The organism is Enterobacter sp. SORGH_AS_0287 (assembly GCF_031453695.1).
Taxonomy (GTDB): Bacteria; Pseudomonadota; Gammaproteobacteria; order Enterobacterales; family Enterobacteriaceae; genus Enterobacter; species Enterobacter ludwigii.
In genome coordinates this window covers 1,882,760-1,908,563 of the sequence record NZ_JAVIZW010000001.1, presented here as the reverse complement: position 1 = coordinate 1,908,563, position 25,804 = coordinate 1,882,760, and the positions used below count along the sequence as shown (strand labels likewise).

Annotated in this window: 24 protein-coding genes; 13 read left to right on the top strand and 11 right to left on the bottom strand. The window is 53.9% G+C overall.

Translation table 11 applies throughout. The annotated features are described in order from the left end of the window. The first annotated feature begins 15 nt into the window (after positions 1–15). Both pyrD and zapC read left to right on the top strand, forming a co-directional pair. The gene (pyrD, locus tag QE396_RS09135; protein ID WP_020884800.1) at positions 16–1,026 is read left to right on the top strand and encodes a quinone-dependent dihydroorotate dehydrogenase; all 1,011 of its coding nucleotides are present in this window, start codon (positions 16–18) and stop codon (positions 1,024–1,026) included. A 165-nt stretch (positions 1,027–1,191) separates the two neighbouring features. After that, positions 1,192–1,734 (top strand): cell division protein ZapC, encoded by a 543-nt coding sequence (gene zapC, locus QE396_RS09130; protein WP_014169420.1) that lies wholly within the window; start codon positions 1,192–1,194, stop codon positions 1,732–1,734. On the opposite strand, the gene QE396_RS09125 is transcribed toward zapC, so the two are convergent. Then, the gene (locus tag QE396_RS09125; protein ID WP_020884799.1) at positions 1,731–2,840 is read right to left on the bottom strand and encodes a YcbX family protein; all 1,110 of its coding nucleotides are present in this window, start codon (positions 2,838–2,840) and stop codon (positions 1,731–1,733) included. The genes zapC and QE396_RS09125 overlap by 4 nt on opposite strands. Before the next feature lie 98 nt (positions 2,841–2,938). On the opposite strand from QE396_RS09125, the gene rlmKL reads away from it, so the two are divergent. The 6 genes from rlmKL to rmf all read left to right on the top strand — a co-directional run bounded on the left by rlmKL (position 2,939) and on the right by rmf (position 10,867). Continuing rightward, positions 2,939–5,047: a bifunctional 23S rRNA (guanine(2069)-N(7))-methyltransferase RlmK/23S rRNA (guanine(2445)-N(2))-methyltransferase RlmL gene (rlmKL, locus tag QE396_RS09120; protein WP_014169422.1), complete on the top strand. Its 2,109-nt coding sequence runs from the start codon at positions 2,939–2,941 to the stop codon at positions 5,045–5,047. 12 nt (positions 5,048–5,059) lie between these two features. Further along, the gene (locus QE396_RS09115; protein ID WP_020884798.1) at positions 5,060–6,967 is read left to right on the top strand and encodes an ABC transporter ATP-binding protein; all 1,908 of its coding nucleotides are present in this window, start codon (positions 5,060–5,062) and stop codon (positions 6,965–6,967) included. Between the two features lie 13 nt (positions 6,968–6,980). After that, positions 6,981–8,234, top strand: coding sequence for a membrane integrity-associated transporter subunit PqiA (pqiA, locus tag QE396_RS09110; protein WP_020884797.1), 1,254 nt, complete (start codon positions 6,981–6,983; stop codon positions 8,232–8,234). Between the two features lie 4 nt (positions 8,235–8,238). Next, complete coding sequence (gene pqiB, locus QE396_RS09105; RefSeq protein WP_020884796.1) at positions 8,239–9,879, top strand: intermembrane transport protein PqiB; 1,641 nt, start codon at positions 8,239–8,241, stop codon at positions 9,877–9,879. Then, a complete protein-coding gene (pqiC, locus tag QE396_RS09100) occupies positions 9,876–10,442 on the top strand; it encodes a membrane integrity-associated transporter subunit PqiC (RefSeq protein WP_014169426.1) in 567 nt (188 codons plus the stop codon). The genes pqiB and pqiC overlap by 4 nt, the downstream gene beginning before the upstream one ends. 257 nt (positions 10,443–10,699) lie before the next feature. Beyond that, complete coding sequence (rmf, locus tag QE396_RS09095; protein WP_013097261.1) at positions 10,700–10,867, top strand: ribosome modulation factor; 168 nt, start codon at positions 10,700–10,702, stop codon at positions 10,865–10,867. A 72-nt stretch (positions 10,868–10,939) separates the two neighbouring features. On the opposite strand, the gene fabA is transcribed toward rmf, so the two are convergent. Both fabA and QE396_RS09085 read right to left on the bottom strand, forming a co-directional pair. Continuing rightward, positions 10,940–11,458, bottom strand: coding sequence for a bifunctional 3-hydroxydecanoyl-ACP dehydratase/trans-2-decenoyl-ACP isomerase (gene fabA / locus QE396_RS09090; protein WP_014169427.1), 519 nt, complete (start codon positions 11,456–11,458; stop codon positions 10,940–10,942). Positions 11,459–11,526: 68 nt separating this feature from the next. Then, on the bottom strand, positions 11,527–13,287 hold the full coding sequence (locus QE396_RS09085; protein ID WP_020884795.1) for a Lon protease family protein: 1,761 nt from the start codon (positions 13,285–13,287) through the stop codon (positions 11,527–11,529). A gap of 186 nt (positions 13,288–13,473) precedes the next feature. On the opposite strand from QE396_RS09085, the gene matP reads away from it, so the two are divergent. Then, entirely contained in the window at positions 13,474–13,926 is a 453-nt protein-coding gene (gene matP / locus QE396_RS09080) for a macrodomain Ter protein MatP (protein WP_014169429.1), read from the top strand. A 69-nt stretch (positions 13,927–13,995) separates the two neighbouring features. Here matP and ompA read toward each other — a convergent pair whose 3' ends face one another. Beyond that, complete coding sequence (gene ompA, locus QE396_RS09075) at positions 13,996–15,051, bottom strand: porin OmpA (RefSeq protein ID WP_020884794.1); 1,056 nt, start codon at positions 15,049–15,051, stop codon at positions 13,996–13,998. A gap of 354 nt (positions 15,052–15,405) precedes the next feature. Next, positions 15,406–15,915 carry an SOS-induced cell division inhibitor SulA gene (gene sulA, locus QE396_RS09070; RefSeq protein WP_025204536.1) on the bottom strand — a complete coding sequence of 170 codons (510 nt, stop codon included), beginning with the start codon at positions 15,913–15,915 and terminating at the stop codon, positions 15,406–15,408. Positions 15,916–16,132: 217 nt separating this feature from the next. Between sulA and QE396_RS09065 the strand changes: the two genes are divergently transcribed. After that, the gene (locus QE396_RS09065; RefSeq protein WP_020884792.1) at positions 16,133–16,759 is read left to right on the top strand and encodes a TfoX/Sxy family DNA transformation protein; all 627 of its coding nucleotides are present in this window, start codon (positions 16,133–16,135) and stop codon (positions 16,757–16,759) included. Here the strand turns inward: QE396_RS09065 and yccS are convergent. Further along, positions 16,716–18,878, bottom strand: a complete 2,163-nt coding sequence (gene yccS, locus QE396_RS09060) for a YccS family putative transporter (RefSeq protein ID WP_020884791.1) — start codon at positions 18,876–18,878, stop codon at positions 16,716–16,718. The two genes, QE396_RS09065 and yccS, sit on opposite strands and share 44 nt — an antisense overlap. A gap of 19 nt (positions 18,879–18,897) precedes the next feature. Then, positions 18,898–19,344, bottom strand: a complete 447-nt coding sequence (locus QE396_RS09055) for a YccF domain-containing protein (RefSeq protein ID WP_020884790.1) — start codon at positions 19,342–19,344, stop codon at positions 18,898–18,900. A 123-nt stretch (positions 19,345–19,467) separates the two neighbouring features. Between QE396_RS09055 and helD the strand changes: the two genes are divergently transcribed. Continuing rightward, a complete protein-coding gene (gene helD / locus QE396_RS09050) occupies positions 19,468–21,567 on the top strand; it encodes a DNA helicase IV (protein ID WP_309950795.1) in 2,100 nt (699 codons plus the stop codon). A gap of 59 nt (positions 21,568–21,626) precedes the next feature. Here the strand turns inward: helD and mgsA are convergent, their stop codons facing one another. Beyond that, on the bottom strand, positions 21,627–22,085 hold the full coding sequence (gene mgsA, locus QE396_RS09045) for a methylglyoxal synthase (protein WP_020884788.1): 459 nt from the start codon (positions 22,083–22,085) through the stop codon (positions 21,627–21,629). Positions 22,086–22,165: 80 nt separating this feature from the next. Beyond that, the gene (locus QE396_RS09040; protein WP_032670572.1) at positions 22,166–22,828 is read right to left on the bottom strand and encodes a curli synthesis inhibitor; all 663 of its coding nucleotides are present in this window, start codon (positions 22,826–22,828) and stop codon (positions 22,166–22,168) included. Between the two features lie 172 nt (positions 22,829–23,000). Here QE396_RS09040 and QE396_RS09035 point away from each other — a divergent pair, with 172 nt between their 5' ends. Further along, positions 23,001–23,417 (top strand): CoA-binding protein, encoded by a 417-nt coding sequence (locus tag QE396_RS09035; RefSeq protein ID WP_020884786.1) that lies wholly within the window; start codon positions 23,001–23,003, stop codon positions 23,415–23,417. Positions 23,418–23,452: 35 nt separating this feature from the next. Here the strand turns inward: QE396_RS09035 and hspQ are convergent, their stop codons facing one another. Continuing rightward, on the bottom strand, positions 23,453–23,770 hold the full coding sequence (gene hspQ, locus QE396_RS09030) for a heat shock protein HspQ (protein ID WP_013097248.1): 318 nt from the start codon (positions 23,768–23,770) through the stop codon (positions 23,453–23,455). A gap of 60 nt (positions 23,771–23,830) precedes the next feature. Then, positions 23,831–25,021 (bottom strand): 23S rRNA (cytosine(1962)-C(5))-methyltransferase RlmI, encoded by a 1,191-nt coding sequence (rlmI, locus tag QE396_RS09025; RefSeq protein ID WP_020884785.1) that lies wholly within the window; start codon positions 25,019–25,021, stop codon positions 23,831–23,833. A gap of 175 nt (positions 25,022–25,196) precedes the next feature. Here rlmI and QE396_RS09020 point away from each other — a divergent pair, with 175 nt between their 5' ends. After that, complete coding sequence (locus QE396_RS09020; RefSeq protein ID WP_014169441.1) at positions 25,197–25,754, top strand: kinase inhibitor; 558 nt, start codon at positions 25,197–25,199, stop codon at positions 25,752–25,754. The last annotated feature ends 50 nt before the right edge of the window (positions 25,755–25,804 follow it).

The window sequence follows — 25,804 nt, the reverse complement described above, 5'->3', positions numbered from 1 at the left end:
AATCCAGGAGAGTTCATGTACTACCCCTTCGTTCGTAAAGCCCTTTTCCAGCTCGACCCTGAGCGCGCTCATGAATTTACATTCCAGCAGTTACGTCGTATTACCGGAACACCGCTGGCCGCACTGGTGCGTCAAAACGTGCCGGAAAAACCTGTGCAATGCATGGGCCTGACCTTTAAAAATCCGCTGGGTCTCGCGGCGGGTCTGGATAAAAATGGTGAGTGCATTGATGCCCTGGGCGCGATGGGCTTTGGCTCCATCGAAATCGGTACCGTCACGCCGCGTCCGCAGCCAGGTAATGATAAGCCGCGTCTGTTCCGCCTGGTCGAAGCCGAAGGGCTGATCAACCGCATGGGCTTTAATAACCTCGGCGTTGATCACCTTGTTGAGAACGTAAAAAAAGCCCATTTTGATGGTGTATTAGGCATCAATATTGGCAAAAATAAAGACACGCCGGTAGAGCAGGGTAAAGATGACTATCTGATTTGTATGGAAAAAGTCTATGCCTACGCGGGGTATATTGCGGTGAATATTTCCTCACCAAATACCCCAGGTCTGCGCTCTTTACAATATGGCGAAGCACTGGACGATCTTCTGAGTGCCATTAAAAATAAACAAAATGAGCTCCAGGCGATCCACCATAAATATGTTCCTGTCGCGGTTAAGATCGCACCGGATCTTTCTGCTGAAGAATTGATCCAGGTTGCCGACAGTTTAGTTCGCCATAATATTGACGGGGTGATTGCGACCAATACCACACTCGATCGCTCGCTCGTTCAGGGAATGAAAAACTGTGACGAAGCGGGTGGGTTAAGTGGACGTCCGGTACAATTAAAAAGCACAGAAATTATTCGTGCCCTGTCAGCAGAATTAAAAGGACGACTGCCGATTATTGGCGTCGGTGGTATCGACTCCGTGATTGCGGCTCGCGAGAAGATGGCGGCGGGTGCCTCACTGGTGCAAATCTATTCCGGTTTTATTTTTAAAGGACCGCAGCTGATTAAAGAAATCGTTACTCATATCTAATCTTTTCTCTTTATCAGACAACCAGGGCTTTATTTCCAGCCCTGGTTGTTTTATATTCCGTCATTGTTGCTTATTTAGTCATTATAGTCTTTTATTAATGGTGTTATAAACGAAGCGGCAAACAGGACATTTTTAGTACAGGAAGTTTGGGGACGGGAGAGAAACATGCGAATTAAACCTGACGATAACTGGCGCTGGTATTTTTGTGACGAGCATGACCGCATGATGCTCGATTTAGCCAATGGTATGTTGTTTCGTTCCCGTTTTGCTCGCCGAATGTTAACCCCGGACGCCTTCTCCCCGTCAGGCTTTTGTGTTGACGACGCTGCGCTTTATTTCTCCTTTGAAGAAAAATGCCGCGACCTGGTGCTTTCTAAAGAGCAGCGTGCCGAACTGGTATTAAACGCGTTAGTGGCTATTCGATTCCTGAAACCGCAAATGCCGAAAAGCTGGCATTTTTTACCGCACAGCATGAACTGGTCCCCCGCCACCGGCGATGCGGCGAGCGTAAACCTAAGCGATACCGCTGAAGAGGTGAGCCTGCTGGTGGTTGAGCCTGGCGAAAATGCCGCGCTCTGTCTGCTGGCCCAGCCCGGTGTGACCATTGCCGGGCGGACGATGCAACTGGGGGATGCCATTAAGGTAATGAATGACAGGCTGAAACCGCAGCAACGCGTAGACGCTTTCAGCCTCGAGCAGGCCGTTTAAGCTTCCAGCTGTACCGACGTTTTCGGAATACAGCTGCAGCACAGAATTGTACCATCATCACCAATCGCGGATTTTTTCAGCGCGCTGACTTCCCCTTCGACCAGCTTGATTCGACAGCACCCACAGATGCCTGCCCGGCAGGAGTAAGGTACGCGGATCCCCGCTTGTTCCAGCTGTTCAAGTAAAACCTGCTGATTGTTGCCGCGGATAACGGTGCCCTGCCAGTGAATGTCTACGGGCGAGCTGGCTGGCGTCTCAACGTCGACGAACTCTTCTTCCTGACCTGCGCCATACACTCTTGCGGGTCCACGGGCGAGAATTTCGACTTCGTCACCCACGCGGATGACGCCGCTTGAGCGCGGAATGAGGTTCTGGCCGAAATCCACATCGCCATTGTCCTGCGCTGTGCGGAATGACTGCAGGGTTTTTAACGGCTCGCCGGAAGGGTGTTTCTGGCCTTTTTCGGGACTGACGGTGGTAAAGATACAGCGGCTGCAAGGCTTCACGATATCAAATACCACGCTGCCGATACGGATCACCTTCCAGGTATCCTCTTCCCAGGCGTCAGCGCCTGTAACAACCAGGTTGGGACGAAACTGCTCCATCTGGACGCTGGCTTTACAGCGACGCTGCAGGTCGCGCAGGGAGGCGTCGTTAGTCAGCAGGAAGGGGAAGCCGTCCGCGAATGAGAGCGGGACCGCCTCGTGGCGCTTAACGCGCCGCGTCAGCGCCGGGCCGACCCAGCGCAGCTGCACATCCCGGGAGAATAAGCCGCTCAGCCAGCGGTTAATGTCATCCGGGGCGATGCGCGCGGTAAAATGATTGCCCCACACTTCCGTTGGCGCTTCGACAGGCGCAAAATCAGCAAAGCGGATCACCACGCTGGAGCCATCCGGCGCGGTGAGATGCAAACCGTCATAAAGCGGGGAAGGGGTAAAGCGAACCATTTGTGGGAACTGGCGTGCGGTAATGAACGTACCGTCAGGTTCGGTGACCATAAAGATACGATCGAAGGCAAATCCGCTCATGTCGGCCAGCGCGTGTGAAACGCCGATCCCGCGCATGGATTTCACCGGATGAATAAAAAGCCTGGATAACGTCGCCACTGCACAGCCCCTCGAATGAAAATAAGCCTTCAACTTTATGACATACACGCCATATTAGCTATAATGCGCGACAATTTTCTAAGAGTAAAAGTGACGATATGAATTCTCTGTTTGCCAGTACGGCCCGTGGGCTGGAAGAGCTGTTAAAAACTGAACTGGAAACCCTGGGGGCGCAAGAGTGCCAGGTGGTTCAGGGTGGTGTCCATTTTGAGGGCGACACACGGCTTATTTACCAGAGCCTGATGTGGAGCCGTCTGGCATCACGCATCATGCTGCCGATGAAAGAGTGCAAGGTTTACAGCGACCTTGACCTCTATACCGGCGTACAGATGATCGACTGGACAGAGATCTTCTCCCCAAATGCCACCTTTGCCGTGCACTTTAATGGCGTGAACGATGAAATCCGCAACAGCCAGTACGGTGCCCTGCGCGTTAAAGACGCCATTGTGGACTGCTTCACGCGTAAAAATAAGGAACGCCCAAACGTCGATCGTGAAAATCCCGATCTGCGGATCAACGTCTGGCTCAACGGCGACACCGCCAGTATCTCTCTGGATCTGAGCGGCGCGGGTCTGCACCTGCGTGGTTATCGCGATCGTACCGGTATGGCGCCCATCAAAGAGACTCTCGCCGCCGCCATCGTGATGCGTTCCGGCTGGCAGCCAGGCACACCGCTGCTCGATCCGATGTGCGGCTCCGGTACGCTGCTGATTGAGGCCGCTATGCTGGCCACCGACCGCGCACCGGGCCTGCACCGCGGCCATTGGGGCTTCAGTGGCTGGGCGCAGCACGATGAGGCGCTGTGGAAAGAAGTCAAAGACGAAGCGCAGACCCGTGCACGTAAAGGTCTGGCGGAGTACACCTCCCATTTCTACGGCTCTGACAGCGACTCACGCGTCATTGAGCGTGCGCGCAGCAACGCCCGCCGTGCCGGTATCGGCGAGCTGGTCACCTTCGAGGTGAAAGACGTCGCGAACCTGACCAATCCGCTGCCAAAAGGCCCATACGGTACCGTTATCAGCAACCCGCCTTACGGCGAGCGTCTTGATAGCGAACCGGCGCTGATTGCCCTGCACAGCCTGCTGGGCCGTAATATGAAAAATGACTTTGGCGGCTGGAACCTGTCGCTGTTTAGCGCCTCGCCAGAACTGCTGAGCTGTCTGCAACTGCGTGCCGAACGCCAGTTTAAGGCGAAAAACGGCCCGCTGGACTGCGTGCAGAAAAACTACCATCTGGCCGAGAAAGCGGCGGACAGTAAACCATCGGGTGTGGCGGAAGATTACGCTAACCGCCTGCGTAAGAATCTGAAGAAATTCGAAAAATGGGCGAAACAGGAAGGTATCGAATGTTATCGCCTGTATGATGCCGATCTGCCGGAGTACAACGTGGCGGTTGACCGTTACGCTGACTGGGTTGTGGTGCAGGAATATGCGCCGCCAAAAACGATTGATGCACAAAAAGCGCGTCAGCGTATGCTGGACGTGATTGCGGCAACGATTTCGGTGCTGGGCATTGCGCCTAACAAACTGGTGCTGAAAACCCGTGAGCGTCAGAAAGGGAAAAATCAGTATCAGAAAATGGGTGAGAAGGGTGACTTTATCGAGGTGGGCGAATACAACGCGCGCCTGTGGGTTAACCTGACCGATTATCTGGATACCGGTCTGTTCCTTGACCACCGTATCGCCCGCCGCATGCTGGGCCAGATGAGCAAGGGTAAAGACTTCCTGAACCTGTTCTCCTATACCGGCAGCGCCAGTGTGCATGCTGGCCTTGGCGGCGCGCGCAGTACCACCACGGTGGATATGTCCCGTACTTACCTGGAATGGGCAGAACGTAACCTGCGCCTGAACGGTCTCACCGGGCGTCAGCATCGTCTGATGCAGGCTGACGTGCTGGGCTGGCTACGCGAAACGGACGAACAATTTGATCTGATCTTCATCGATCCCCCAACGTTCTCTAACTCCAAGCGTATGGAAGATAGCTTTGACGTTCAACGCGATCACCTGCGCCTGATGACCGACCTGAAACGCCTGCTGCGTAAGGGCGGTACCATTATGTTCTCGAATAACAAACGCGGCTTCCGCATGGATCATGAGGGGCTGGCTGCTCTGGGACTGAAAGCACAAGAAATTAGCCAAAAAACGCTGTCCCAGGACTTTGCCCGTAATCGTCAGATCCATAACTGCTGGTTGATCTCCGCGGTCTGAAAGGAATAATACATGTCTTTAATTAGTATGCACGGCGCGTGGCTCTCTTTCAGCGACTCGCCGCTTCTCGACAATGCAGAACTGCACATCGAGGACAACGAGCGCGTTTGTCTGGTCGGCCGTAACGGCGCGGGTAAATCCACGCTGATGAAAATCCTCAACCGCGAACAGGGCCTGGACGACGGGCGTATTGTTTACGAGCAGGATCTTATCGTCTCTCGCCTGCAGCAGGATCCGCCGCGTCACGTGACCGGCAGCGTTTACGATTTTGTTGCCGAAGGTATCTCTGAGCAGGCCGAATACCTGAAGCGTTATCACGAGATTTCTCACCTGGTGATGACCGACCCGAGCGACAAGAATCTTAACGAACTGGCGAAAGTGCAGGAGATGCTCGATCACCACGGTCTGTGGCAGCTCGAAAACCGCATCAATGAAGTGCTGGCGCAGCTCGGACTGGAACCGTACATGGAGCTGTCGGCGCTTTCTGGCGGCTGGCTGCGTAAGGCTGCGCTTGGCCGCGCGCTGGTCAGCGGGCCGAAAGTGCTGCTGCTGGATGAACCGACGAACCACCTGGATATCGAAGCGATAGACTGGCTGGAAGGGTTCCTCAAAACCTTCAACGGGACCATTATCTTCATCTCCCACGACCGTTCGTTTATCCGCAATATGGCCACGCGTATTGTCGATCTCGATCGCGGCAAGCTGGTGACCTACCCTGGCGATTACGATACCTATCTGCTGGAGAAAGAAGAAAACCTGCGTGTGGAAGAGTTGCAGAACGCTGAATTCGACCGCAAGCTGGCGCAGGAAGAGGTCTGGATCCGTCAGGGCATCAAAGCTCGTCGTACCCGTAATGAAGGCCGCGTTCGCGCGCTGAAAGCGATGCGTCGTGAACGCAGCGAGCGCCGCGAAGTGATGGGCAGCGCCAGAATGCAGGTTGAAGAGGCCTCCCGTTCCGGCAAAATTGTCTTCGAAATGGAAAACGTCAACTATCAGGTTGATGGCAAAGTGCTGGTGAAAGACTTCTCCGCACAGGTTCAGCGTGGGGATAAAATCGCGCTGATCGGGCCGAATGGCTGCGGTAAAACCACGCTGTTGAAGCTGATGCTGGATCAGCTGAAGCCTGACAGCGGCCGCATTCACTGCGGTACTAAGCTCGAAGTGGCTTACTTCGACCAGCACCGTGCGGAGCTGGATCCGGACAGAACGGTGATGGATAACCTGGCGGAAGGTAAACAAGAGGTGATGGTTAACGGTAAGCCGCGCCATGTGCTGGGCTACCTGCAGGACTTCCTGTTCCATCCGAAACGCGCGCTGACGCCGGTACGCGCGTTGTCAGGCGGTGAGCGAAATCGTCTGCTGCTGGCACGTCTGTTCCTGAAGCCAAGTAACCTGCTGATCCTCGATGAACCAACAAACGACCTGGACGTGGAAACGCTCGAACTGCTGGAAGAGCTGATCGACGGCTATCAGGGAACCGTGATGCTGGTAAGCCACGACCGTCAGTTCGTCGATAACACCGTGACCGAGTGCTGGATCTTCGAAGGTGAAGGGCGAATCGGTCAGTATGTGGGCGGCTATCACGATGCAAAAGGACAGCAGTCGCAGTCTCAGGCGCTAAAACAGGCTAAATCCAGAACCAGTTCCGAACCTGCTGTAACAAAAGCAGAAACTGTCAAGAAAACCTCGGTTAAACTAAGCTATAACCTGCAGCGCGAACTGGAAGGACTCCCTCAGCGTCTTGAAGAGCTGGAAGCCGCACTTGAAGATCTGCAGGCGCAGGTCGCTGATGCGTCATTCTTTACCCAATCGCATGACTATACTCAAAAAGTACTGGCAGAACTGTCCGCGGCTGAAAAAGCCCTGGAAGAAGCATTTGAGCGCTGGGAGTACCTTGAGTCTCTGAAGAACGGCGCATAAACAGGGATACAATATGTGTGACCAGCACCATGCCGACAGGCATATATTATGCTCTCAATGCGATATGCTCGTGGCGTTGCCAGAGCTTGGTCACGGACATAAAGCCCTGTGTCCCCGTTGCGGTACGACGTTGACAACCGAGTGGGACGCACCAAGGCAGCGTCCCACTGCTTATGCGCTGGCGGCGTTGTTCATGCTGCTGCTTTCCAATCTCTTCCCCTTCATTTATATGAAGGTGGGAGGGATGACCAGCCAGGTCGATTTGCTTGAAATTCCGGGGGTTATGTTCTCGGAAGACTATGCCAGCCTCGGCACCTTTTTCCTCCTGTTCGTACAGATCGTCCCGGCTTTTTGTCTGGTCGTCATTCTGTTGCTGGTGAACCGCGTCGCGATGCCCCTCGCGCTTAAAATCTGGCTCGCGCGTATCCTGTTCCAGTTAAAAAGCTGGGGTATGGCCGAAATCTTTCTGGCAGGTATCCTGGTCAGTTTCGTCAAACTGATGGCGTATGGCGATGTGGGTATCGGCAGCAGCTTTGTACCCTGGTGTCTGTACTGCGTGCTGCAACTGCGCGCCTTCCAGTGTGTGGACAGACGTTGGGCGTGGGACGATATCGCGCCGGCACCGACGCTGGTACAGACGGTAAAGGTGGGGGTGCCAGGCATTCGTCAGGGGCTTCGTTCTTGCCCATGCTGCACCGCTGTGCTGCCAGCCGATCTGGATGTGTGCCCGCGCTGCGAAACAAAAGGATATGTGCGACGTAAAAATAGCCTGCAGTGGACAATGGCGCTGCTGGTGACTTCCATCATGTTGTACCTGCCGGCCAATATCCTGCCGATTATGATCACCGATTTGCTCGGTGACAAAATGCCCTCGACAATCCTTGCCGGGGTAATACTGCTGTGGGGTGAAGGCTCCTATCCCGTTGCGGGGGTGATCTTTATTGCCAGTATTATGGTACCCACGTTAAAAATGATCGCCATTGCCTGGCTCTGCTGGGATGCGAAAGGCCATGGCAAACGCGACAGCGAACGCATGCACCTGATTTATGAAGTCGTCGAGTTTGTTGGACGCTGGTCAATGATTGATGTGTTTGTTATTGCCGTTCTCTCTGCACTGGTGCGGATGGGCGGATTGATGAGTATTTATCCCGCGATGGGGGCATTAATGTTTGCGCTGGTCGTTATTATGACCATGTTCGCGGCCATGACCTTCGACCCTCGTTTATCGTGGGATCGTGAGCCTGAATCAAGCCATGAGGAACAGTAAGAGCATGGAAAATAAGAGTGGAGAGGCGAAAGTGCAGAAGGTCAAAAACTGGTCGCCGGTGTGGATTTTCCCCATCGTGACCGCGCTGATCGGTGCATGGATCCTGTTTTATCATTACAGCCATCAGGGACCGGAAGTGACGCTCATCACCACCAATGCCGAGGGGATTGAGGGCGGTAAAACGACCATCAAAAGCCGTAGCGTCGATGTGGGCGTGGTTGAAAGCGCAACCCTGACCGACGATTTAACCCATGTGGAAATCAAGGCACGCCTGAACGCGGGCATGGAAAAACTGCTGCACGGTGATTCAGCTTTCTGGGTGGTCAAGCCGCAGGTAGGACGTGAAGGGATCAGCGGCTTAGGTACGCTGCTCTCCGGTGCCTACATTGAACTGCAGCCGGGTAAAAAAGGAAGCCAGCCGGCGCAATACCAGCTGCTTGACTCACCACCGCTTGCGCCGCCAGATGCGAAAGGCATCCGCGTGATCCTGGACAGTAAAAAAGCGGGCCAGTTAACGGCGGGCGATCCCGTGCTGTTCCGCGGTTATCGCGTGGGATCGGTTGAAACAAGTACCTTTGATCCGCAAAAGCGCACCATCAGCTATCAGCTGTTCATCAATGCGCCAAACGATCGGCTGGTCACCAGCAACGTCCGTTTCTGGAAGGACAGCGGGATCGCGGTTGATCTGACGTCAGCGGGAATGCGCGTGGAGATGGGCTCCCTGACCACGCTGTTTGGTGGCGGTGTAAGCTTTGATGTGCCGGAAGGGCAAGATTTGGGACAGCCGGTTGCAGAGAAAACGGCGTTCAGGCTCTTTGACGATCAACGCAGCATTCAGGACGCACTCTATACCGATCACATCGACTTCCTGATGTTCTTTAAAGATTCCGTCCGTGGCCTTCAGCCGGGCGCGCCTGTTGAATTCCGCGGCATTCGCCTGGGTACGGTGGGGCAAGTTCCGTTCTTTGTACCGGGTCTGCAGCAGGTTCTGGATGACGATTACCGCATTCCGGTGCTGATTCGCATTGAGCCGGAACGTCTGCTCAACCAGATTGGCGAGAATCAGGACATTGGTACGCATATTACCGAACTGATGAACCGGGGTCTGCGTGGGTCGCTGAAGACGGGCAACCTGGTGACCGGTGCGCTGTATGTGGATATGGACTTCTATCCAAAAGCCCCGCCGATTACCGGTATCCGGGAGTTCGGTGGTTATAAGATCATCCCGACGGTGAGCAGCGGCCTGGCACAGATCCAGCAGCGTCTGATGGAGACACTGGATAAGATTAACAATCTGCCACTGAATCCGATGATTGAAGCCGCGACCAGTTCGCTCAGCGAAAGTCAGGCAACGATGCGTCGCCTGCAAACCACGTTGGATAACATCAACAAGATCACCGCAAGCCAGAGTATGCAGCAGCTGCCGCAGGATATGCAGAAAACGCTGCGTGAGCTTAACCGCAGTATGCAGGGCTTCCAGCCTGGCTCGGCGGCGTACAACAAGATGGTGGCAGATATGCAACGTCTTGATCAGGTCTTGCGTGAACTGCAGCCGGTTCTGAAAACGCTCAATGAGAAGAGCAACGCGCTGGTGTTCGAAGCGAAAGATAAAAAGGATCCTGAGCCTAAGAGGGCAAAAGAATGAATAAATGGCTATTAATGGTTGGCGCTCTGCTGTTAACGGCGTGCAGTTCAGGCGTGGAGAACAAGAGCTACTATCAGTTGCCTCTTGCAGCGCAAAACGGGGTACAAAGTACCGCCAGTCAGGGAAACCGTCTGCTGTGGGTTGAGCAGGTTGCCGTGCCGGATTATCTGGCAGGCAACGGCGTGGTCTACCAGACCAGCGACGTAAAATACGTGATTGCGACAAACAACCTGTGGGCCAGCCCGCTGGATCAGCAGCTGCGCAACACGCTGGTGGCCAATCTGGGCAACCAGCTTCCGGGTTGGGTTGTCGCGTCGCAGCCGCTGGGTAACGACCAGGATACGCTGAACGTCACGGTTACGGGTTTCCATGGCCGTTATGACGGTGCGGTGGTGATTAGCGGAGAGTGGTTGCTGAACCATCAGGGCCAGATGATTAAGCGTCCTTTCCATCTTGAGCTGAAACAGCAGAAAGATGGCTACGATGAAATGGTGAAAGTGCTGGCCCAGGGGTGGGCGCAAGAGTCGGCCAGCATCGCCAGGGAGATTTCCCGGCTGCCATAAGTAAAATTCATCGGTAAAAACCGCAGTCGGCCTGTTGCTGATTGCGGTTTTTTTTTCAGTTTCACTTCAGACCGTTACTTGTGCCGGGTCACAATTTTTGTACAAATGATCTTCCAGGTAGCTCACAAATATGACACCCGTATGAATTTTGAACATTGACGCTGCGACTAATTCGGGGTATTCGTTATCTGTGCCTGCGCAAGTTTGTGCAGACACTGTTTTCTTTCCACCAGACAAAAGAATGAGGGAAACGAGGCATGAAGAGACAGAAACGAGATCGCCTGGAACGGGCTCATCAACGTGGTTATCAGGCCGGCATCGCTGGACGATCTAAAGAAATGTGTCCTTATCAGACGATAAATCAAAGGTCACAATGGCTTGGAGGCTGGCGAGAAGCCATCGGCGACAGGGCACTCATAGCCTGATAACGTCTCTTTCAAAAAAAGAAACCTCCGCACTGCGGAGGTTTCGCCTTTATGGGGTCGCTCAACGCGAAATCAGAACGCGGAAGTGTCCTGGAACAGACCCACTTTCAGGTCGTTTGCGGTATAAATCTGACGACCGTCTACCAGCACTTCGCCATCTGCCAGGCCCATAATCAGGCGGCGGTTAACGATGCGTTTGAAGTGAATACGATAGGTCACTTTCTTCGCAGTAGGCAGAACCTGTCCGGTGAATTTCACTTCGCCCACACCCAGCGCACGGCCTTTACCTTCACCACCCAGCCAGCCCAGATAGAAGCCAACCAGCTGCCACATTGCATCCAGACCCAGACAGCCAGGCATTACCGGATCGCCAATAAAGTGGCAACCGAAGAACCACAGGTCCGGGTTGATATCGAGTTCTGCTTCTACGTAACCCTTATCGAAGTTGCCGCCGGTTTCGGTCATTTTCACGACACGGTCCATCATCAGCATGTTCGGGGCCGGTAACTGTGGGCCGTTAGCGCCAAACAGTTCACCGCGACCAGAGGCAAGAAGGTCTTCTTTTGTATAGGATTCGCGTTTATCTACCATGTTCTCAGTAAGCCTTATTTTAGTGAAGGACGCAGGATAGCTAACACGTGTACGCTGAACAAGTCCGATCAGTTTGAACTAAACCAGCCTAACCAGCGTAACGGCCAGGGATAACGATGACGAGCATCCTGCTGCGTCGCCTGAGCAATGCGCTCCTGGATAGTCTGCATCAGGGTTGTTTGCCCTTCGCCGTCCCATACCAGGTTTGTCAGTAAGGGTAGTGCATCATCAATGCCTTCGATGGCCCAGATGGTGAATTGTTCCTGTTCCACGGCATCAAGAATGTCCTGGCTGAGGCTCAAATGGCGGGCGTTAGGGGCAGGAATAATCACCCCCTGTTTGCCGTTTAACCCACGCTGCTGACAAATCGAGAAGAAGCCTTCAATCTTTTCGTTCAGACCACCCACTGGCTGCGCACGACCAAACTGATCGACCGAGCCGGTGATCGCGATGTTCTGATTAACTGGCACTTCTGCCAGGGCGCTGATTAAGGCGCACAGCTCCGCCATAGAGGCGCTATCACCATCGACTTCACTGTATGATTGCTCAAACGTCAGCGAGGCGGAGAAGGGGATTTGCTGCTCAAGCTGCAGCTCTGACATCAGGAACGCCTGCATGATCATCATGCCTTTAGCGTGAATGTTGCCGCCCAACTCGGCTTTGCGTTCGATATCAGTGAACTCACCGTCACCGACATGCACAACGCAGCTGATACGGGAAGGCTCCCCGAAAGCGCGCGGGTGGCCGGGGAATTCAATCACCGACAGGGCATTGATCTGCCCGATACGTTCGCCTTCGGTCTCAACCAGAATTTGTTCCAGCAGAATTTCATCCTGCATACGGTCAGCAAGATAGCCTTCACGCCACTCACGCTGCGCCAGCATCTGGGTAAGCTGCTCACCGGTGAATGCGCCGTTACCGCTGACGACACCCACTTCACGTAACTGCTTGCCTATCCAGAGCGGGCAGAGCGGCAGCGTCTCCTGGTCACCGGTATAGCGAACCGCTTCGCGGATCAAACCAGGCCAGGCGTCGGCGGCCGGCGTTGGCAGTGCGAAACGTTCCGCAACGCCCAACACCCACTGGCACCACTGTGCCATATCATCGGCATCGGTAATCTGGATGTTATCTTCGTATTCGCTGTAGACCGCCTGATCAGCCAGTTCGGGCTCCATCTCCTGGAAGTCAGCCAACGATTCACGATCACCCGTCAGCACCACGGTCAGCGACAGCGGCATTGAAGGAACTGAGACGGGCAGGGGACGAGACTCGTCGTAGCCAACCCAGTCAAAACGCTGCTGATTAACCACCGTTTTCAGGCGCATCCACAGCAGAGGTTGTGAGAGAAGGGTGCGCAACGAGATGATCAATACGCCGCCATTCGCGCGGTGCACCAGCCCAGGTTGCAGCGAGAGCTCACCGTTAAACTGGCGCAGACAACCAAAGAGTTGTTCAGCCTCGACCCAGTTAGCGGTAATCACTTCACCCCTGGCAGCAAAGCGGTCGTCGGGCTGCTCTGCCGGTTCGAATGTGACATCATGTCCCGCGATACGATATTGGCCGCCAAAGACGGCGTTCGCTTGCGGTCGCAACTGGCGCATGGCATCACCCAGAAGCGTCAGATATTCCGCTTCTTCCGGGGCCTTGAGCATCATGAAGGGTGATGTTGCCCAGGGGCTTAACACCTGCTCCAGCGCATAATGCAAACGGGGTTGCGTATCGCTAAGGATGAATTCGTGTTCTTTTGCGAGATCGGGTCGTGCAAACAGTTCCTGATAGCTCTCGGTATCCGGAACGAGGTCACGCGATGCAAGTTTCGTAATGGTCAAAGTTGATGTTTTTTAGTTAGATGTAAAAGCGTGGAGTATACCGTAAGCGGGGGGCTCTACCCAAGCAGGATTGGGCATTTCGGCAGGGTGATTGGCTGCATTCACTCACAGGATATGATTTCTTTTCAGCAGATTGCCAAAAAACTGATATTCTGAACAGAGTTACGTGGTAACACTGAGATCGCAATGAAATATCAACAACTGGAAAATCTCGAAAGCGGCTGGAAATGGAAGTACCTGGTCAAAAAGCACCGTGAAGGGGAGCTGATCACCTGCTACATCGAAGCCAGCGCAGCGCAAGAAGCCGTGGATATTTTGCTGACCCTCGAAAATGAACCGGTACAGGTTAACGGCTGGATTGAGAAACACATTAATCCTGCGTTGTTAAACCGGATGAAGCAAACTATTCGTGCGCGTCGCAAGCGGCATTTTAATGCGGAGCATCAGCATACTCGCAAAAAATCCATCGACCTGGAGTTTATGGTCTGGCAGCGTCTGGCAGGGCTTGCGCAACGGCGTGGAAAAACGCTGTCAGAAACGATAGTGCAGTTGATTGAAGATGCCGAGCATAAAGAGAAGTACGCCAACCAGATGTCGACGCTGAAGAATGATCTTCAGGCTCTGTTGGGTAAGAAATAGATTTTTGTTTTCTTCAGATTCAGATAATAAAAAACCCCGCAGTGCGGGGTTTTTTTATAAGACGATAACTTATGCCGCTGGCTGAGTTACAACGTCTTTGATGCCTTTAACTTCGATCTCTACGCGACGATCTGGAGCCAGGCAGTCGATCAGTGCAGCGCGAGCTTTAACGTTGTCACAGGTGTTGCCAGTAACTGGGTTAGCTTCGCCCATACCACGTGGGGAGATCTTGTTAGCTGGGATACCTTTAGAGATCAGGTAATCAACAACAGACTGAGCACGTTTCTCAGACAGTTTCTGGTTGTAAGCGTCAGAACCGATACGGTCGGTGAAGCCCAGAACCACTACAGAACCGTCTTTAGGATCCAGGTTGCTCAGCTGGGTGTACAGCTGATCCAGTGCCTGCTGACCTTCTGGTTTCAGGGTAGCTTTGTTGAAGTTGAACAGAACGTCAGACTTCAGAGTGAAGTGCTTGGTCTGTACTTCTGGAGCTGGAGCCGGCGCTGGAGCAACGATTGGCGCTGCATCTTCCTGCTGGCCGAAACGGTAGGAAACACCTACGCTCAGCATGCCGTTGTCCGGACGAACACCAACGGTGTTGCCGTCGCCGATGTTGTTAACCCACTGGTATTCCAGACGGGTAGCGATATCACGGGTCATAGCCCACTCAACGCCACCAGCGAATACTGGGGAAACACCGGTGTCATGGTCGTCGCCAGCGATGCTGTTGCTGGAGTCAGCGCGCCATACCATGCCGCCCAGACGAGTGTACACGTCCAGATCGTCAGTTACTGGGTAACCCAGTTTAGCGGTCAGCTGTACGCCCTGAGCTTTAAAAGCGCCGTTTACGTTGTCGCCTTTGTATGGCATACGACCTAACCAGTCGTAACCCATTTCAAAACCAACATACGGGTTAACCTGATAGCCACCGAACGCACCTGCACCAAGCTGGCTCTCGTGAGTAGGGCCATCGTTGTTCAGGCTGCTGTTGTACCAGCCGGTGTCATGGAACTGAGACCAGCCCAGTTTACCACCTGCATACCAGGTATTATCTTTCGGAGCGGCCTGCGCTACGGTAGCGAAGCCAGCCAGTGCCACTGCAATCGCGATAGCTGTCTTTTTCATTTTTTGCGCCTCGTTATCATCCAAAATTCGCCATGAAGGTCTCAATAGAGATTCACGGTTAAATCCTTCACCGGGGGGCGTGGTCAAATATAAATCTACCGATATCTTCGGCTTAGGCCGAGCACCCCTGGCGATGTAAAGTCTACAACGTAGCTGAAAACTTACAAGTGTGAAGTCCGTCAGGCATATGAAAAAAAAAGTTCCGTATACCGATTATTTAACATTTTTCGAACGAGTTTTGTGCAATAAAATTAAGGAGAACCGCACCAGACAAGCCTTGCCGCAGTTTTGGCGCCTGGAACTAAAATCGCATCTTGTGGTCAAAAAAAATTCCAGGAATAATCTTAATTTTCCTCAATGATACAAATTTGAGTGAATTTTTAGGCCAGAAAGTTGTCCTCTGCGATAAGAATCTGGTCGAACCGGGCGCATGATCAACCCGATCGCACTACCTTCTTCAGCCGCTTCCGTCAGCCGAAAATGATCCTCATCGGTCAATTCGTCGGATAACCATCCAATCACCACGCTGTAATTCCCCGTACGTAACGCCCGGATCATCGATTCCACAGTATCGCAGGGAGAGAGTTGGTTAATTTGCATGACCTTTGTCAGCGGCAGGCCCGCGGACTGCACCCATTCACGGCTCAGTTTTTGTTGAGGCGTCAGCCAAAGCTGCCAGCGCGACTGCTGACCAAGCTGTTGTAATAACGGCAATAGCAGAAGTTGAGTGAGCAGGGGCTGGTCTTCACGATAAACCACTTCACTGATAAGCCCTGTCGAAACACGCCCGGTGGAATTCTGCGTGACATTGCCAGCGGAAGAAGAGAGAGAGGTTGAGCGATTTGCATAGCCTGAAGTGTACATATTCATTCCAGCCCTGTAGTTACTGTATGGATATACAGTAACCCCTGTATGCATAAAGATCAACCTCATTTTCGGAAAGCGACTCGCAAAATTCATTCATTATTGATGCGCCTGGAAAAATCATCTTGCTCAACGACGATAAGTTGCCTATTTTCCTGCTAACGGATCCGCTAGTAAGAAATTTCGTTGTTACTTTATGATTTTGAAGGGAAATATCATGAAAAAGATATCTTATGAACGGATTTATAAATCCCAGGAATACCTTTCACCCTTAGGTGAAATCCACCATCGTGCGCTGTTCGGGGGGTATACCCTGGCCGTAGATGATGCCGTCTTCGCTATGGTCTCCGACGGGGAACTGTATCTCCGGGCCTGTGAGGAAAGTGCAAAATACTGTGTAAAAAATGCCTCATCATTCTTAACCCTGATGAAACGGGGTCGCCCGGTGCTGCTCAATTATTATCGTGTCGATGACGGACTGTGGCAGGACAGAGAACGGCTGCTTCAGCTCTCCTCGTTCGCGCTCAATGCGGCACGAAAAGAGCGTTCGCAGCGTGATCGGCGAAACCGCCTCAAGGACTTGCCCAATCTCACCTTTCAGCTTGAAGTGCTGCTCTTTGAAGCCGGAATCACTGATGAAGAGACGCTGCGGGAGCTGGGTGCCCGTGCGAGCTGGCTGAAGATGCGGGCGAAGAATAAAGCGCTCAGCATTAAAGTGCTCTTCGCACTGGAAGGGGCCATCGCCGGACTTCATGAAGCGGCACTCCCGGCGGGAATTCGCCGGGAGTTAACGGAGTGGTTTAATGCGCTGCCTGAGCCACAGGAGAATCACTCCTCCAGGTAGCGATCTGCAATTGCAGTCGGCAAATTTCTGGCAGCAGAGCGATAAGGAGGCCAATCTGCTGAAGAACCAGCGGTGCTTTGCTGTCGCTTCCCGGGTCAATATGCGTAATACGCTGAGCCAGTTCATCCAGCGCGTGTTGAACGCGAGGCTCATCGGCTGGTCGGTGATGAAGCGCGTCATCGACATAGCATACGGCGTCATCCAGCAGGGCGAGGATGGCCGGGTGAGTCAATTTCTCACGGTGCGCACCCAGCGTCGAAATATAGCTGGTGAAGGTATGGTTCAGGCAGAGCAGGCGGAAAGCCGTTTCCCGAATTTCTGCCGTGGCGCGAGGCTCCGTGGACATGTTAGAGACCACCGAAGCCAGTTCAGCATCACAGTTATGCGCATCGCGACGCGCGATACGATAAGCCAGACGGTTATCGCGACCCTGATGATACTGCTCAAGGATGGCATCAAGGTATCGACAGTTCGCATTCATCGCCCTGTCTACCACACGCGGTAAATTACGGAACCGCCAGTCCGGCCAGATAAAACTGACCGCCGCCCAGGCGATTGCGCAGCCAATCAGCGTATCTATCACGCGGGGCAGGGCCACTTCAAATCCTTCACCCAGCAGGTTAAAGCAGAGTAGCACCAGCAGCGTGATGAACATTGTGGCATGCGCATACTGCACATTACGGAAGGCGAAGAACAACACACCGGTGATCACGATCAGGATCAGCTGGCCTTCGACAGAGGGCACGAAATAGAGCACCGGCAGCCCAATAGCGACGCCCACCAGCGTACCGATAATACGTAGCGCAAGGCGGTGGCGGGTGGCGTTATAGTTTGGCTGGCAAACAAACAGGCTGGTCAGCAGGATCCAGTAACCGTGATGTAACCCGGTTATCTGAATGATGGCATAACCCACGCACAGCACCAGTGACATCCTCACCGCATGGCGAAACAGTGCCGATTCCGGCGTAAAGTTGCGGCTCAGTCGCAGCCACATATCGCTGAAGCTATGCACGCTGTCATCAGCAAGCTGATTCTCCACATCTTTATCGGGGAGCGCCATCGCCTGCTCGGATTCAATAGTAGCCAGCTGAGCATCTATCGCCCGCAGGTTATTCAGCAAAAATCCCAGTGCTTTAATATGTTCCGGCGATGTTCCACTGGCCTGAACGCGATCGAGCGCCGCATCAAGATGGCTAAATACGCGTTCGAAGCGCGGGTCATGTTGATAGGGCGTACGCAGCAAAATGGAGCGTGCCAGCTGCTGGCACGCCTGAGACTGCATCGACAGCAGGCGCTGGAAGCGGAACATCACGTCGCTGTAGCGGAACTTCTCGCGCAGGGCAGCATACTGAACGTGCGAGGAGCTGGCACGCTCATGTATATCCTGCGCCGCGAAATAGTAGTGCAAGGTTCTTCGCGTTCCGCGCTGACCGCGATCGCCCCGCAGACGGGTAAGCAGTGAGGCTTTCGTCTGGTTAAGCGTGGCGACCAGTTGACCGTTGGCCAGAGCCAAATCGTAAAGCGGAGACTGGCTCTCCTCCTCGATATCCGGATCGAAGAGCCGGGATTTTAGCTCAAGATAGTGGGCCAGTTGCTCAAAGCTGCGGGCAAGGTTGTCCTGAAGAGGGCGAACCGGAAAAATAAGATGCCCGGTTAACGTCAGCAGGTTATACCAGATGGCCCCCAGCAACAGCAGTATGGGCTGCTGGTACCATTGATCGTAAAGGGAAACACCCAGCATGGTGTAAATGGCGATCAGCAGGGCACCAAAGGCGATAGTGGCATAGCGCTGCCCAAGGCCGCCAAGCAAAATAAACCCGCTGGTAGAGAGCGTAAGACCAATGGCAAACAGCCAGGGCCAGGGGAAGAGCAGCTCCACGGAGGCTGACGCGATAAAAAAACAGACCAGCGTAATCACAAGATTACGCAGGCGCCCGGCAAGGCGATCGTCCAGATCCGCCAGCGCCCCCGCAACCACTCCCAGCGTGAGCGGGATGGTGAGTTTTACGTCATTCAGCCACCACGGCAGGGCAACCGTGCCGCAAAGTGCGATAAATATTCTGACGTTATAAAGCCAGATGCTGTTCCAGGTATAACGGCGAAGCAGTGGGCTTAGCATAAGCACGGCCAGTCCTTATTTACTGAAAACGACGACGCGCGTTTGCTTCACGTGCCGCCTGTGCCACTTCTACCGGAACGACCCTGCGCCCGACTGGCCAAAGCGCGATGGCGGCAATCTTAAAGTTTGCGATCCCCACCGGAATACCAATAATGGATATGCACTGGGCAATACCGGCAAAGATATGCATCACACACAGCCACCAGCCGAAGAAAACCAGCCACAGAATATTGAGGACCGTGCCTCCCGTGTTTAGCAGTGCGTTTTTGCTCTCCGGGTTCAGTTCGTCAACGTGGATGGCTTCATTCCCGTACGGGATGAAAGAGAGTTTGGTGATTTCCCAGCAGGAGCGGGTCAGGGGGAGCGTAAAAATAAGGACGATGCTCACCAGCGTGGCAAAAAGCCAGGCAAGAGTGGTGGCAAAACCGCCTAACACAAAATTCAAAACATTCAGAACAGTACGCATAAACCCTCAGTTCCTTTCGATATGATTAACGCCCAGTGATTGTAACGTTTTTTTAGGCTGGAGCACCTTAAAACTGGCAGTTAAACTGTCAGGTAAATTATCTCTTCGTGGATTCGGCTGGACATGGAACTGAAAGCAACATCATTAGGCAAACGCCTGGCGCAACACCCCTACGACAGGGTTGTCCTCCTTAATGCCGGAGTGAAAGTCTCCGGAGAACGCCACGAATACCTCATTCCGTTTAATCAACTGCTGGCTATCCACTGTAAACGCGGGTTGGTCTGGGGCGAACTGGAGTTTGTCCTGCCTGACGATAAAGTCGTGCGCCTTCACGGCACCGAGTGGGCTGAGACCCAGCGCTTCCATCATCACCTGAATATGCTCTGGCAGCAGTGGAGCCAGGATATGAGCGTGATTGCCGCTCAGGTACTGCAGCAGGTACTGAACGATATTGCACAAAGTAACGAGCAACAAACGTGGCTCACCCGCCAGCAGACGGCCGGGTTGCAGCAAAAGATCAGGCAGGCGCTGGCGGCACTGCCGTTATCCGTGACGCGTCTTGACGAGTTCGACAATTGCCGTGACGCCTGGCGTCAGTGTCAGGCCTGGCTTGGCGATACAGACAAGAGCCGGCTGGCGCACAACCAGGCCTGGCTTGGCGATACAGACAAGAGCCGGCTGGCGCACAACCAGGCGTGGACAGATGCCATGCTGACCCGTTATGCCGACTTTTTCAGCACGGTTGAATCTTCACCGCTTAACCCGGCGCAGGCGCGCGCCGTGGTTAACGGCGAGCACTCCCTGCTGGTGCTGGCGGGTGCCGGAAGCGGCAAAACGTCGGTGCTGGTGGCCCGTGCGGGTTGGCTACTGACAACGGGTGAGGCTGTTGCCGACCAGATACTGTTGCTGGCGTTTGGCCGTAAGGCGGCCGAGGAGATGGACGAACGCATACAGGAACGCCTGCATACCCGGGATATTACCGCCAGAACCTTCCATGCCCTGGCGTTGCATATTATTCAGCAGGGCAGTAAAAAAGTGCCTGCCATCAGCAAGCTGGAAAACGACACGCAGGCGCGTCAGGCGCTGTTCATCAAGACGTGGCGTCAGCAGTGCAGTGAGAAAAAGGCGCAGGCTAAAGGGTGGCGTCAGTGGCTGGAAGAAGAACTCAACTGGGACGTACCGGAAGGCAATTTCTGGCAGGATGAAAAACTGGCTCGTCGCCTGGGCTCTCGTCTCGACCGCTGGGTTAGCCTGATGCGGATGCACGGCGGATCGCAGGCCGAGATGATTGAAAGCGCGCCGGAGACGATCCGCGCCCTGTTTTCGAAGCGGGTTAAGCTGATGGCCCCGATGCTGAAAGCCTGGAAAACCGCGCTGAAAGAGGAAAATGCCGTCGATTTCTCCGGTTTGATCCATCAGGCCATTATCATTCTTGAGAAGGGCCGTTTTGTCAGCCCGTGGAAGCATATCCTGGTGGATGAATTCCAGGATATCTCGCCGCAACGTGCCGCGCTGCTCTCGGCGTTAAGGGCGCAAAATAAACATACCTCGCTGTTTGCGGTGGGCGATGACTGGCAGGCTATCTATCGCTTCAGCGGGGCACAGCTCTCCCTGACGACTGCATTCCATCACTATTTTGGCGAAGGCGATCGCAGCGATCTGGATACCACCTACCGCTTCAATTCCCGGATTGGTGAAGTTGCCAACCGCTTTATCCAGCAGAACCCGCATCAGCTGGCAAAACCGCTAAATAGCCTCCGGGCCGGGGACAAAAAAGCCGTTACCCTGCTGGCGGACGATCAGCTGGAGCCGCTGCTGGACAAACTGAGCGGCTATGCGAAGCCGGATGAACGTATTCTGGTGCTGGCACGCTATCACCATCTTAAGCCTGCGGCGCTGGAAAAAGCCGCGACCCGCTGGCCGAAGCTGCAGCTCGATTTTATGACCATCCACGCCAGCAAAGGACAGCAGGCCGACTATGTGATAGTGATGGGGCTCAAAGAGGGGAGCGATGGTTTCCCGGCTCCGGCACGAGAGTCGGTAATGGAACAGGCGTTACTGCCGGTCCCGGAGGATTTTCCGGATGCCGAAGAGCGGCGTTTGCTGTACGTGGCGATGACCCGCGCGCGTCATCGCGTGTGGCTGCTGTTCAACAAAGAGGAGCCGTCGGTGTTTGTCGATATTCTGAAGAGTATTGATGTGCCAGTGGCGAGGAAGCCTTAACGGGATAGCGGAGCGGTAATATTGCAGGCCCGGTAAGCGTGTCGCCACCGGGCAAAAAACTACTTCAGTCTTTCGGAAAGATAGCGCTGATAATCCGGGATCAGGATCTCAACCGGTGAGTTGAAGTGCGGGGATTCAATGATGAAATCTGCCGTCGACAGGTTCGTCGCCACCGGAATATTCCATACCGTTGCCAGACGCAGCAGGGCTTTGACATCCGGGTCGTGCGGAACCGCATTCAGCGGATCCCAGAAGAAAATCAGTACATCAATTTTCCCTTCAGAAATCTGAGCGCCGACCTGCTGGTCGCCGCCCATCGGGCCGCTCAGCATGGCATTGACCTCCAGACCCGTTTCGCGGTGGATCAGGTTACCGGTTGTCCCGGTCGCTGAGAGAGCATGCTTTTCCAGCAATGGCTGATGGCGGCGAACCCAGTTAAGCAGCATTTGTTTACAGTGATCGTGCGCAACCAGAGCAATGTGTTTGCGTTCCGGTAGCGTGCGTGTTGTCAGTTCCATAATCTTATCCATCAGGTTAACTGACTACACGATGACGGGAACCGCCTGACGCTGCAAGAGAAAGGCGAAAAAAATGTGGCTTATGATGAAGGTTGTTGCTTCACCCACTGTAAAAAACGGGCCCGGGTCTCAGGATCGGCCTGCTGGAACCAGAATTTAAGACGCTGTTCCGTTAACGTCTGGGACTGTGGCGGAATAACATCCAGCTCTGAGACACCGGACAGCAGCGTACTGTCGTCGGCCATCCTGGTGGCAAACTGTGGAAGGGAAGCGCGTTTGCCCGCCTTGTTATAGATTTCGGTCGCGGCCTCGTAATCGGTGCCTTTCGGGGACGAGGTTAACGCCAGAATATCGAGTTTTACCGGAATCGGCATTGAATCCCCGTCCAGCAGTTCAAGGCGCGGAGAAGCGTCAAAGGCCGCCGACTCTTTTTCGGTTTCAAGACGCGGGAGGGTAATGTTCACCTGACTGACCCGCTGGGTATTAAAACTGACAATCAGCGGCGCAGAGATATACATGCGTTGTTCATGATTAGCGAGGTCGATGGTTTTTTCTACCCGCAATACCAGCTGGTGTGGCCCATTATCAAGTTCGATGCTGTCCGCACCGCGCAACAAGGAACTGGACACTTTTTTTCCGTCCAGCACCAGTAAATCAATATCCGTTGAAAGCCGAAGCGTGGTCGCAAAGACGCAAACTGGCATCACTAACGCAATCACAGCAGTGGCAATGCCGGTTTTCATAGAGGGCTCCTGTTGAAATGACTCGGCCGCGGTAATGTATCTAAATATTTCGATAATCACGTTTACTAACATATAGACATATTCTGCCGTTTTGCCCTCATGCATCTGCATGGGATGCATGGTTGAGATGTGCGCTTTGACGTACACTCATAAAAAAGCCTGGAGGAAAACCATGAAAGAGAACGAAATTACCGAGATTCTGACATCGACGCGCACGATTGCACTGGTAGGGGCAAGTGATAAACCGGATCGCCCAAGCTACCGGGTGATGAAATACCTTCTCGATCAGGGCTATCACGTCATCCCTGTGTCGCCGAAAGTGGCCGGTAAAACCTTACTGGGTCAGCAGGGATACGCCACGCTGAACGAGGTACCTGAAAAAGTCGACATGGTGGATGTTTTCCGCAATTCCGAGGCAGCGTGGGGAGTGGCACAAGAGGCCATCGCCATCGGCGCGAAAACGCTGTGGATGCAGTTGGGTGTCATTAACGAGCAGGCGGCGGTGCTGGCGCGAGAAGCCGGTCTGACGGTGGTAATGGACCGATGTCCGGCGATTGAGATTCCCCGTCTGGGGCTGGCGAAGTCATAAAAAAAAGCCCGTTTATCGGGCTTTTTTTTACGCGCTTAGTTCCGCAGGCGCGGGGCCTGTAACTGTTTGCGGATAGTCTGAGCAAGTTCATCCATCGTGGGTTGCTCTGGATGCTCATCCTGCAGTTCGCTACTCAGCTGCGCTTCAGCAAGGTAGGTGTGAACGGGTTGTCCATCATCCCCCTCCATCACCACATGATACCAGGGCGCGGCGCGAAGCTCTGCGTTAACCGCCAGTTCATCCGCTGACGGTTCATCAAGGGAATACTCCGGGTCGATATCCACGACCACACCCAAATACCCTAGCAAAGTGTGGCGGACCTGCTGGCCGATACCGAATTTGCTGGCAATCATAGTCACCTCCCGGGAAACACTACTTACACGTTATGTGCGGGCAATATTTCTCTTTTCAAGTTACATGACGCGACAGGCAAACCCTTTCAGATACAGCCCTTCCGGGTAGGTAGCGATCACCGGGTGATCGGCTGCCTGACGGAACTGTTCTATAAATTGTACATCACGACCAGCATCTATTGCGGCATCAGCGATGATTTTCTGAAATAAATCTGTGGTCATCAGGCCGGAGCAGGAGAAGGTGAGAAGCACTCCACCCGGGTTCAGCAGCTGGATGGCCAGCATGTTGATATCCTTATAGCCGCGGCAGGCACCCATCAGCTGACTTTTGTTCTCCACAAACTTCGGTGGATCCATCACGATGACGTCGAATTTCTCGCCCTGATCGCGATACTTACGCAGCAGCTTGAAGACGTCATCGCGAACAAACTCGGCTTTGCTCAGATCCAGCTTGTTCAGCTCGACGTTTTGTTTCGCCACGTCCAGCGCTTCCTGAGAGGTATCAACGCTGACAACCTGGGCACAGCCGCCCATCAGCGCCGAGACGGCGAAACCGCCGGTATAGGAAAAGCAGTTCAGCACGCGTTTGTCGGCAACATACTGGCGAGTGGCCAGGCGGCTGTCACGCTGGTCCAGGTAGTAACCCGTTTTATGGCCGCCCTGGATATCCACCAGCAGCTTCATACCGTGCTCTTCGATTGGCAACAGGGCAGGCGGCAGTTCACCGGTGACCGGACCTTGCGTTAGCTCAATGCCCTCTTTTTTGCGCACTGCCACATCGCTGCGGTCATAAATGGCGCATTCCGGGAAAACCGATTGCAACGCGCTGATCAGCGCAGCACGTTGATATTCAGCCCCTGCGCTTAACAGTTGCAGTACCAGGAAGTTACCGAAGCGGTCGATCGTCACGCCAGGCAGACCGTCAGACTCACCGGCGATCACACGGTAGCTGTCCAGACCGTCACGCTTTGCCAGCCACTCACGCCACTGCTGCGCCTGCTGTAAACGACGAACGAAGAAATCAATATCGATCGTTTCATCTTTATCAAAGGTCCAGACGCGAGCGCGGATTTGGGACGCTGGCGAATATGCGCCTCGCGCTAACCATTTCCCCTGATGGTCAACGATATCGATGGTCTCTCCGAGGCTGGCTTTGCCTTCCATACGGGCTACTGCACCGGAAAAGACCCAGGGATGGCGGCGCAATAATGACTTCTCGCGCCCTTTGGCTAACACTAAACGTACACTCATAATTTGCTATTCTGTCGATTCCAGGGAAATGGCGCGTAGAGTAGCACATTCAGCAAGTCGCAATCATCTGCGGATGCCTTTGAGCGTTTCGGCACAAAATCAAATCGCTTAGGCACAATGCTGCTCTGCAGTGGGCTTTACAGTAGGGTTTCCGGTACAGCAAAGGGAAACACAAATGAAAAAGCGCCGTGCGATAGCAGTAACCACCCTGGCGGTGGTCAGTTTTCATGTTTTAGCGGCATCGTCTTTCACCATCAGCAGTCAGGATCTGGCCACTGAACGCCCGTTGTCGCAACAGCAGGTGTTTGAAGGGTTTGGGTGTCACGGTGGGAATCACTCTCCACAACTGGCGTGGAAAAATCCGCCTGTCGGGACGAAAAGTTTCGCAGTCACGGTATTTGATCCTGATGCCCCTACCGGAAGTGGATGGTGGCACTGGACGGTGGTCAATATTCCCCTCCAGACGCTGACGCTTCCCGCCGATGCCGGAAACCCGAAGGGGGAGACATTACCGGCCGGGGTTGTGCAGGGGCGTAATGATTTCGGTTATTCTGGTTTCGGCGGCGCATGTCCGCCCAAAGGGGATAAGCCGCACCGTTATCAGTTTACCGTCTGGGCGCTGGATGTGGATAAATTGCCTGTCGACAGGAATGCCAGCGGCGCGCTGGTGGGTTTTATGCTTAACAGTCACGTCCTGGCAAAGGCCAGCTTAACCGTTACCTACAGCAGATAAGGATGGCACGGTGCAGGGAGTCCAGTTTCAACATAAACATTTGACGGCTG

Bases quoted from the DNA above. Each gene is read 5' to 3' on its own strand.
- zapC (WP_014169420.1), top strand. From the start codon at position 1,192: ATGCGAATTAAACCTGACGATAACTGGCGCTGGTATTTTTGTGACGAG.
- pqiB (WP_020884796.1), top strand. From the start codon at position 8,239: ATGGAAAATAAGAGTGGAGAGGCGAAAGTGCAGAAGGTCAAAAACTGG.
- sulA (WP_025204536.1), bottom strand. From the start codon at position 15,915: ATGTACACTTCAGGCTATGCAAATCGCTCAACCTCTCTCTCTTCTTCC.
- mgsA (WP_020884788.1), bottom strand. From the start codon at position 22,085: ATGGAACTGACAACACGCACGCTACCGGAACGCAAACACATTGCTCTG.
- helD (WP_309950795.1), top strand. From the start codon at position 19,468: ATGGAACTGAAAGCAACATCATTAGGCAAACGCCTGGCGCAACACCCC.
- pqiC (WP_014169426.1), top strand. From the start codon at position 9,876: ATGAATAAATGGCTATTAATGGTTGGCGCTCTGCTGTTAACGGCGTGC.
- pqiA (WP_020884797.1), top strand. From the start codon at position 6,981: ATGTGTGACCAGCACCATGCCGACAGGCATATATTATGCTCTCAATGC.
- fabA (WP_014169427.1), bottom strand. From the start codon at position 11,458: ATGGTAGATAAACGCGAATCCTATACAAAAGAAGACCTTCTTGCCTCT.
- rmf (WP_013097261.1), top strand. From the start codon at position 10,700: ATGAAGAGACAGAAACGAGATCGCCTGGAACGGGCTCATCAACGTGGT.
- matP (WP_014169429.1), top strand. From the start codon at position 13,474: ATGAAATATCAACAACTGGAAAATCTCGAAAGCGGCTGGAAATGGAAG.
- QE396_RS09055 (WP_020884790.1), bottom strand. From the start codon at position 19,344: ATGCGTACTGTTCTGAATGTTTTGAATTTTGTGTTAGGCGGTTTTGCC.
- ompA (WP_020884794.1), bottom strand. From the start codon at position 15,051: ATGAAAAAGACAGCTATCGCGATTGCAGTGGCACTGGCTGGCTTCGCT.
- QE396_RS09065 (WP_020884792.1), top strand. From the start codon at position 16,133: ATGAAAAAGATATCTTATGAACGGATTTATAAATCCCAGGAATACCTT.
- yccS (WP_020884791.1), bottom strand. From the start codon at position 18,878: ATGCTAAGCCCACTGCTTCGCCGTTATACCTGGAACAGCATCTGGCTT.
- hspQ (WP_013097248.1), bottom strand. From the start codon at position 23,770: ATGATTGCCAGCAAATTCGGTATCGGCCAGCAGGTCCGCCACACTTTG.
- QE396_RS09035 (WP_020884786.1), top strand. From the start codon at position 23,001: ATGAAAGAGAACGAAATTACCGAGATTCTGACATCGACGCGCACGATT.
- rlmI (WP_020884785.1), bottom strand. From the start codon at position 25,021: ATGAGTGTACGTTTAGTGTTAGCCAAAGGGCGCGAGAAGTCATTATTG.
- pyrD (WP_020884800.1), top strand. From the start codon at position 16: ATGTACTACCCCTTCGTTCGTAAAGCCCTTTTCCAGCTCGACCCTGAG.
- QE396_RS09115 (WP_020884798.1), top strand. From the start codon at position 5,060: ATGTCTTTAATTAGTATGCACGGCGCGTGGCTCTCTTTCAGCGACTCG.
- QE396_RS09020 (WP_014169441.1), top strand. From the start codon at position 25,197: ATGAAAAAGCGCCGTGCGATAGCAGTAACCACCCTGGCGGTGGTCAGT.
- QE396_RS09040 (WP_032670572.1), bottom strand. From the start codon at position 22,828: ATGAAAACCGGCATTGCCACTGCTGTGATTGCGTTAGTGATGCCAGTT.
- rlmKL (WP_014169422.1), top strand. From the start codon at position 2,939: ATGAATTCTCTGTTTGCCAGTACGGCCCGTGGGCTGGAAGAGCTGTTA.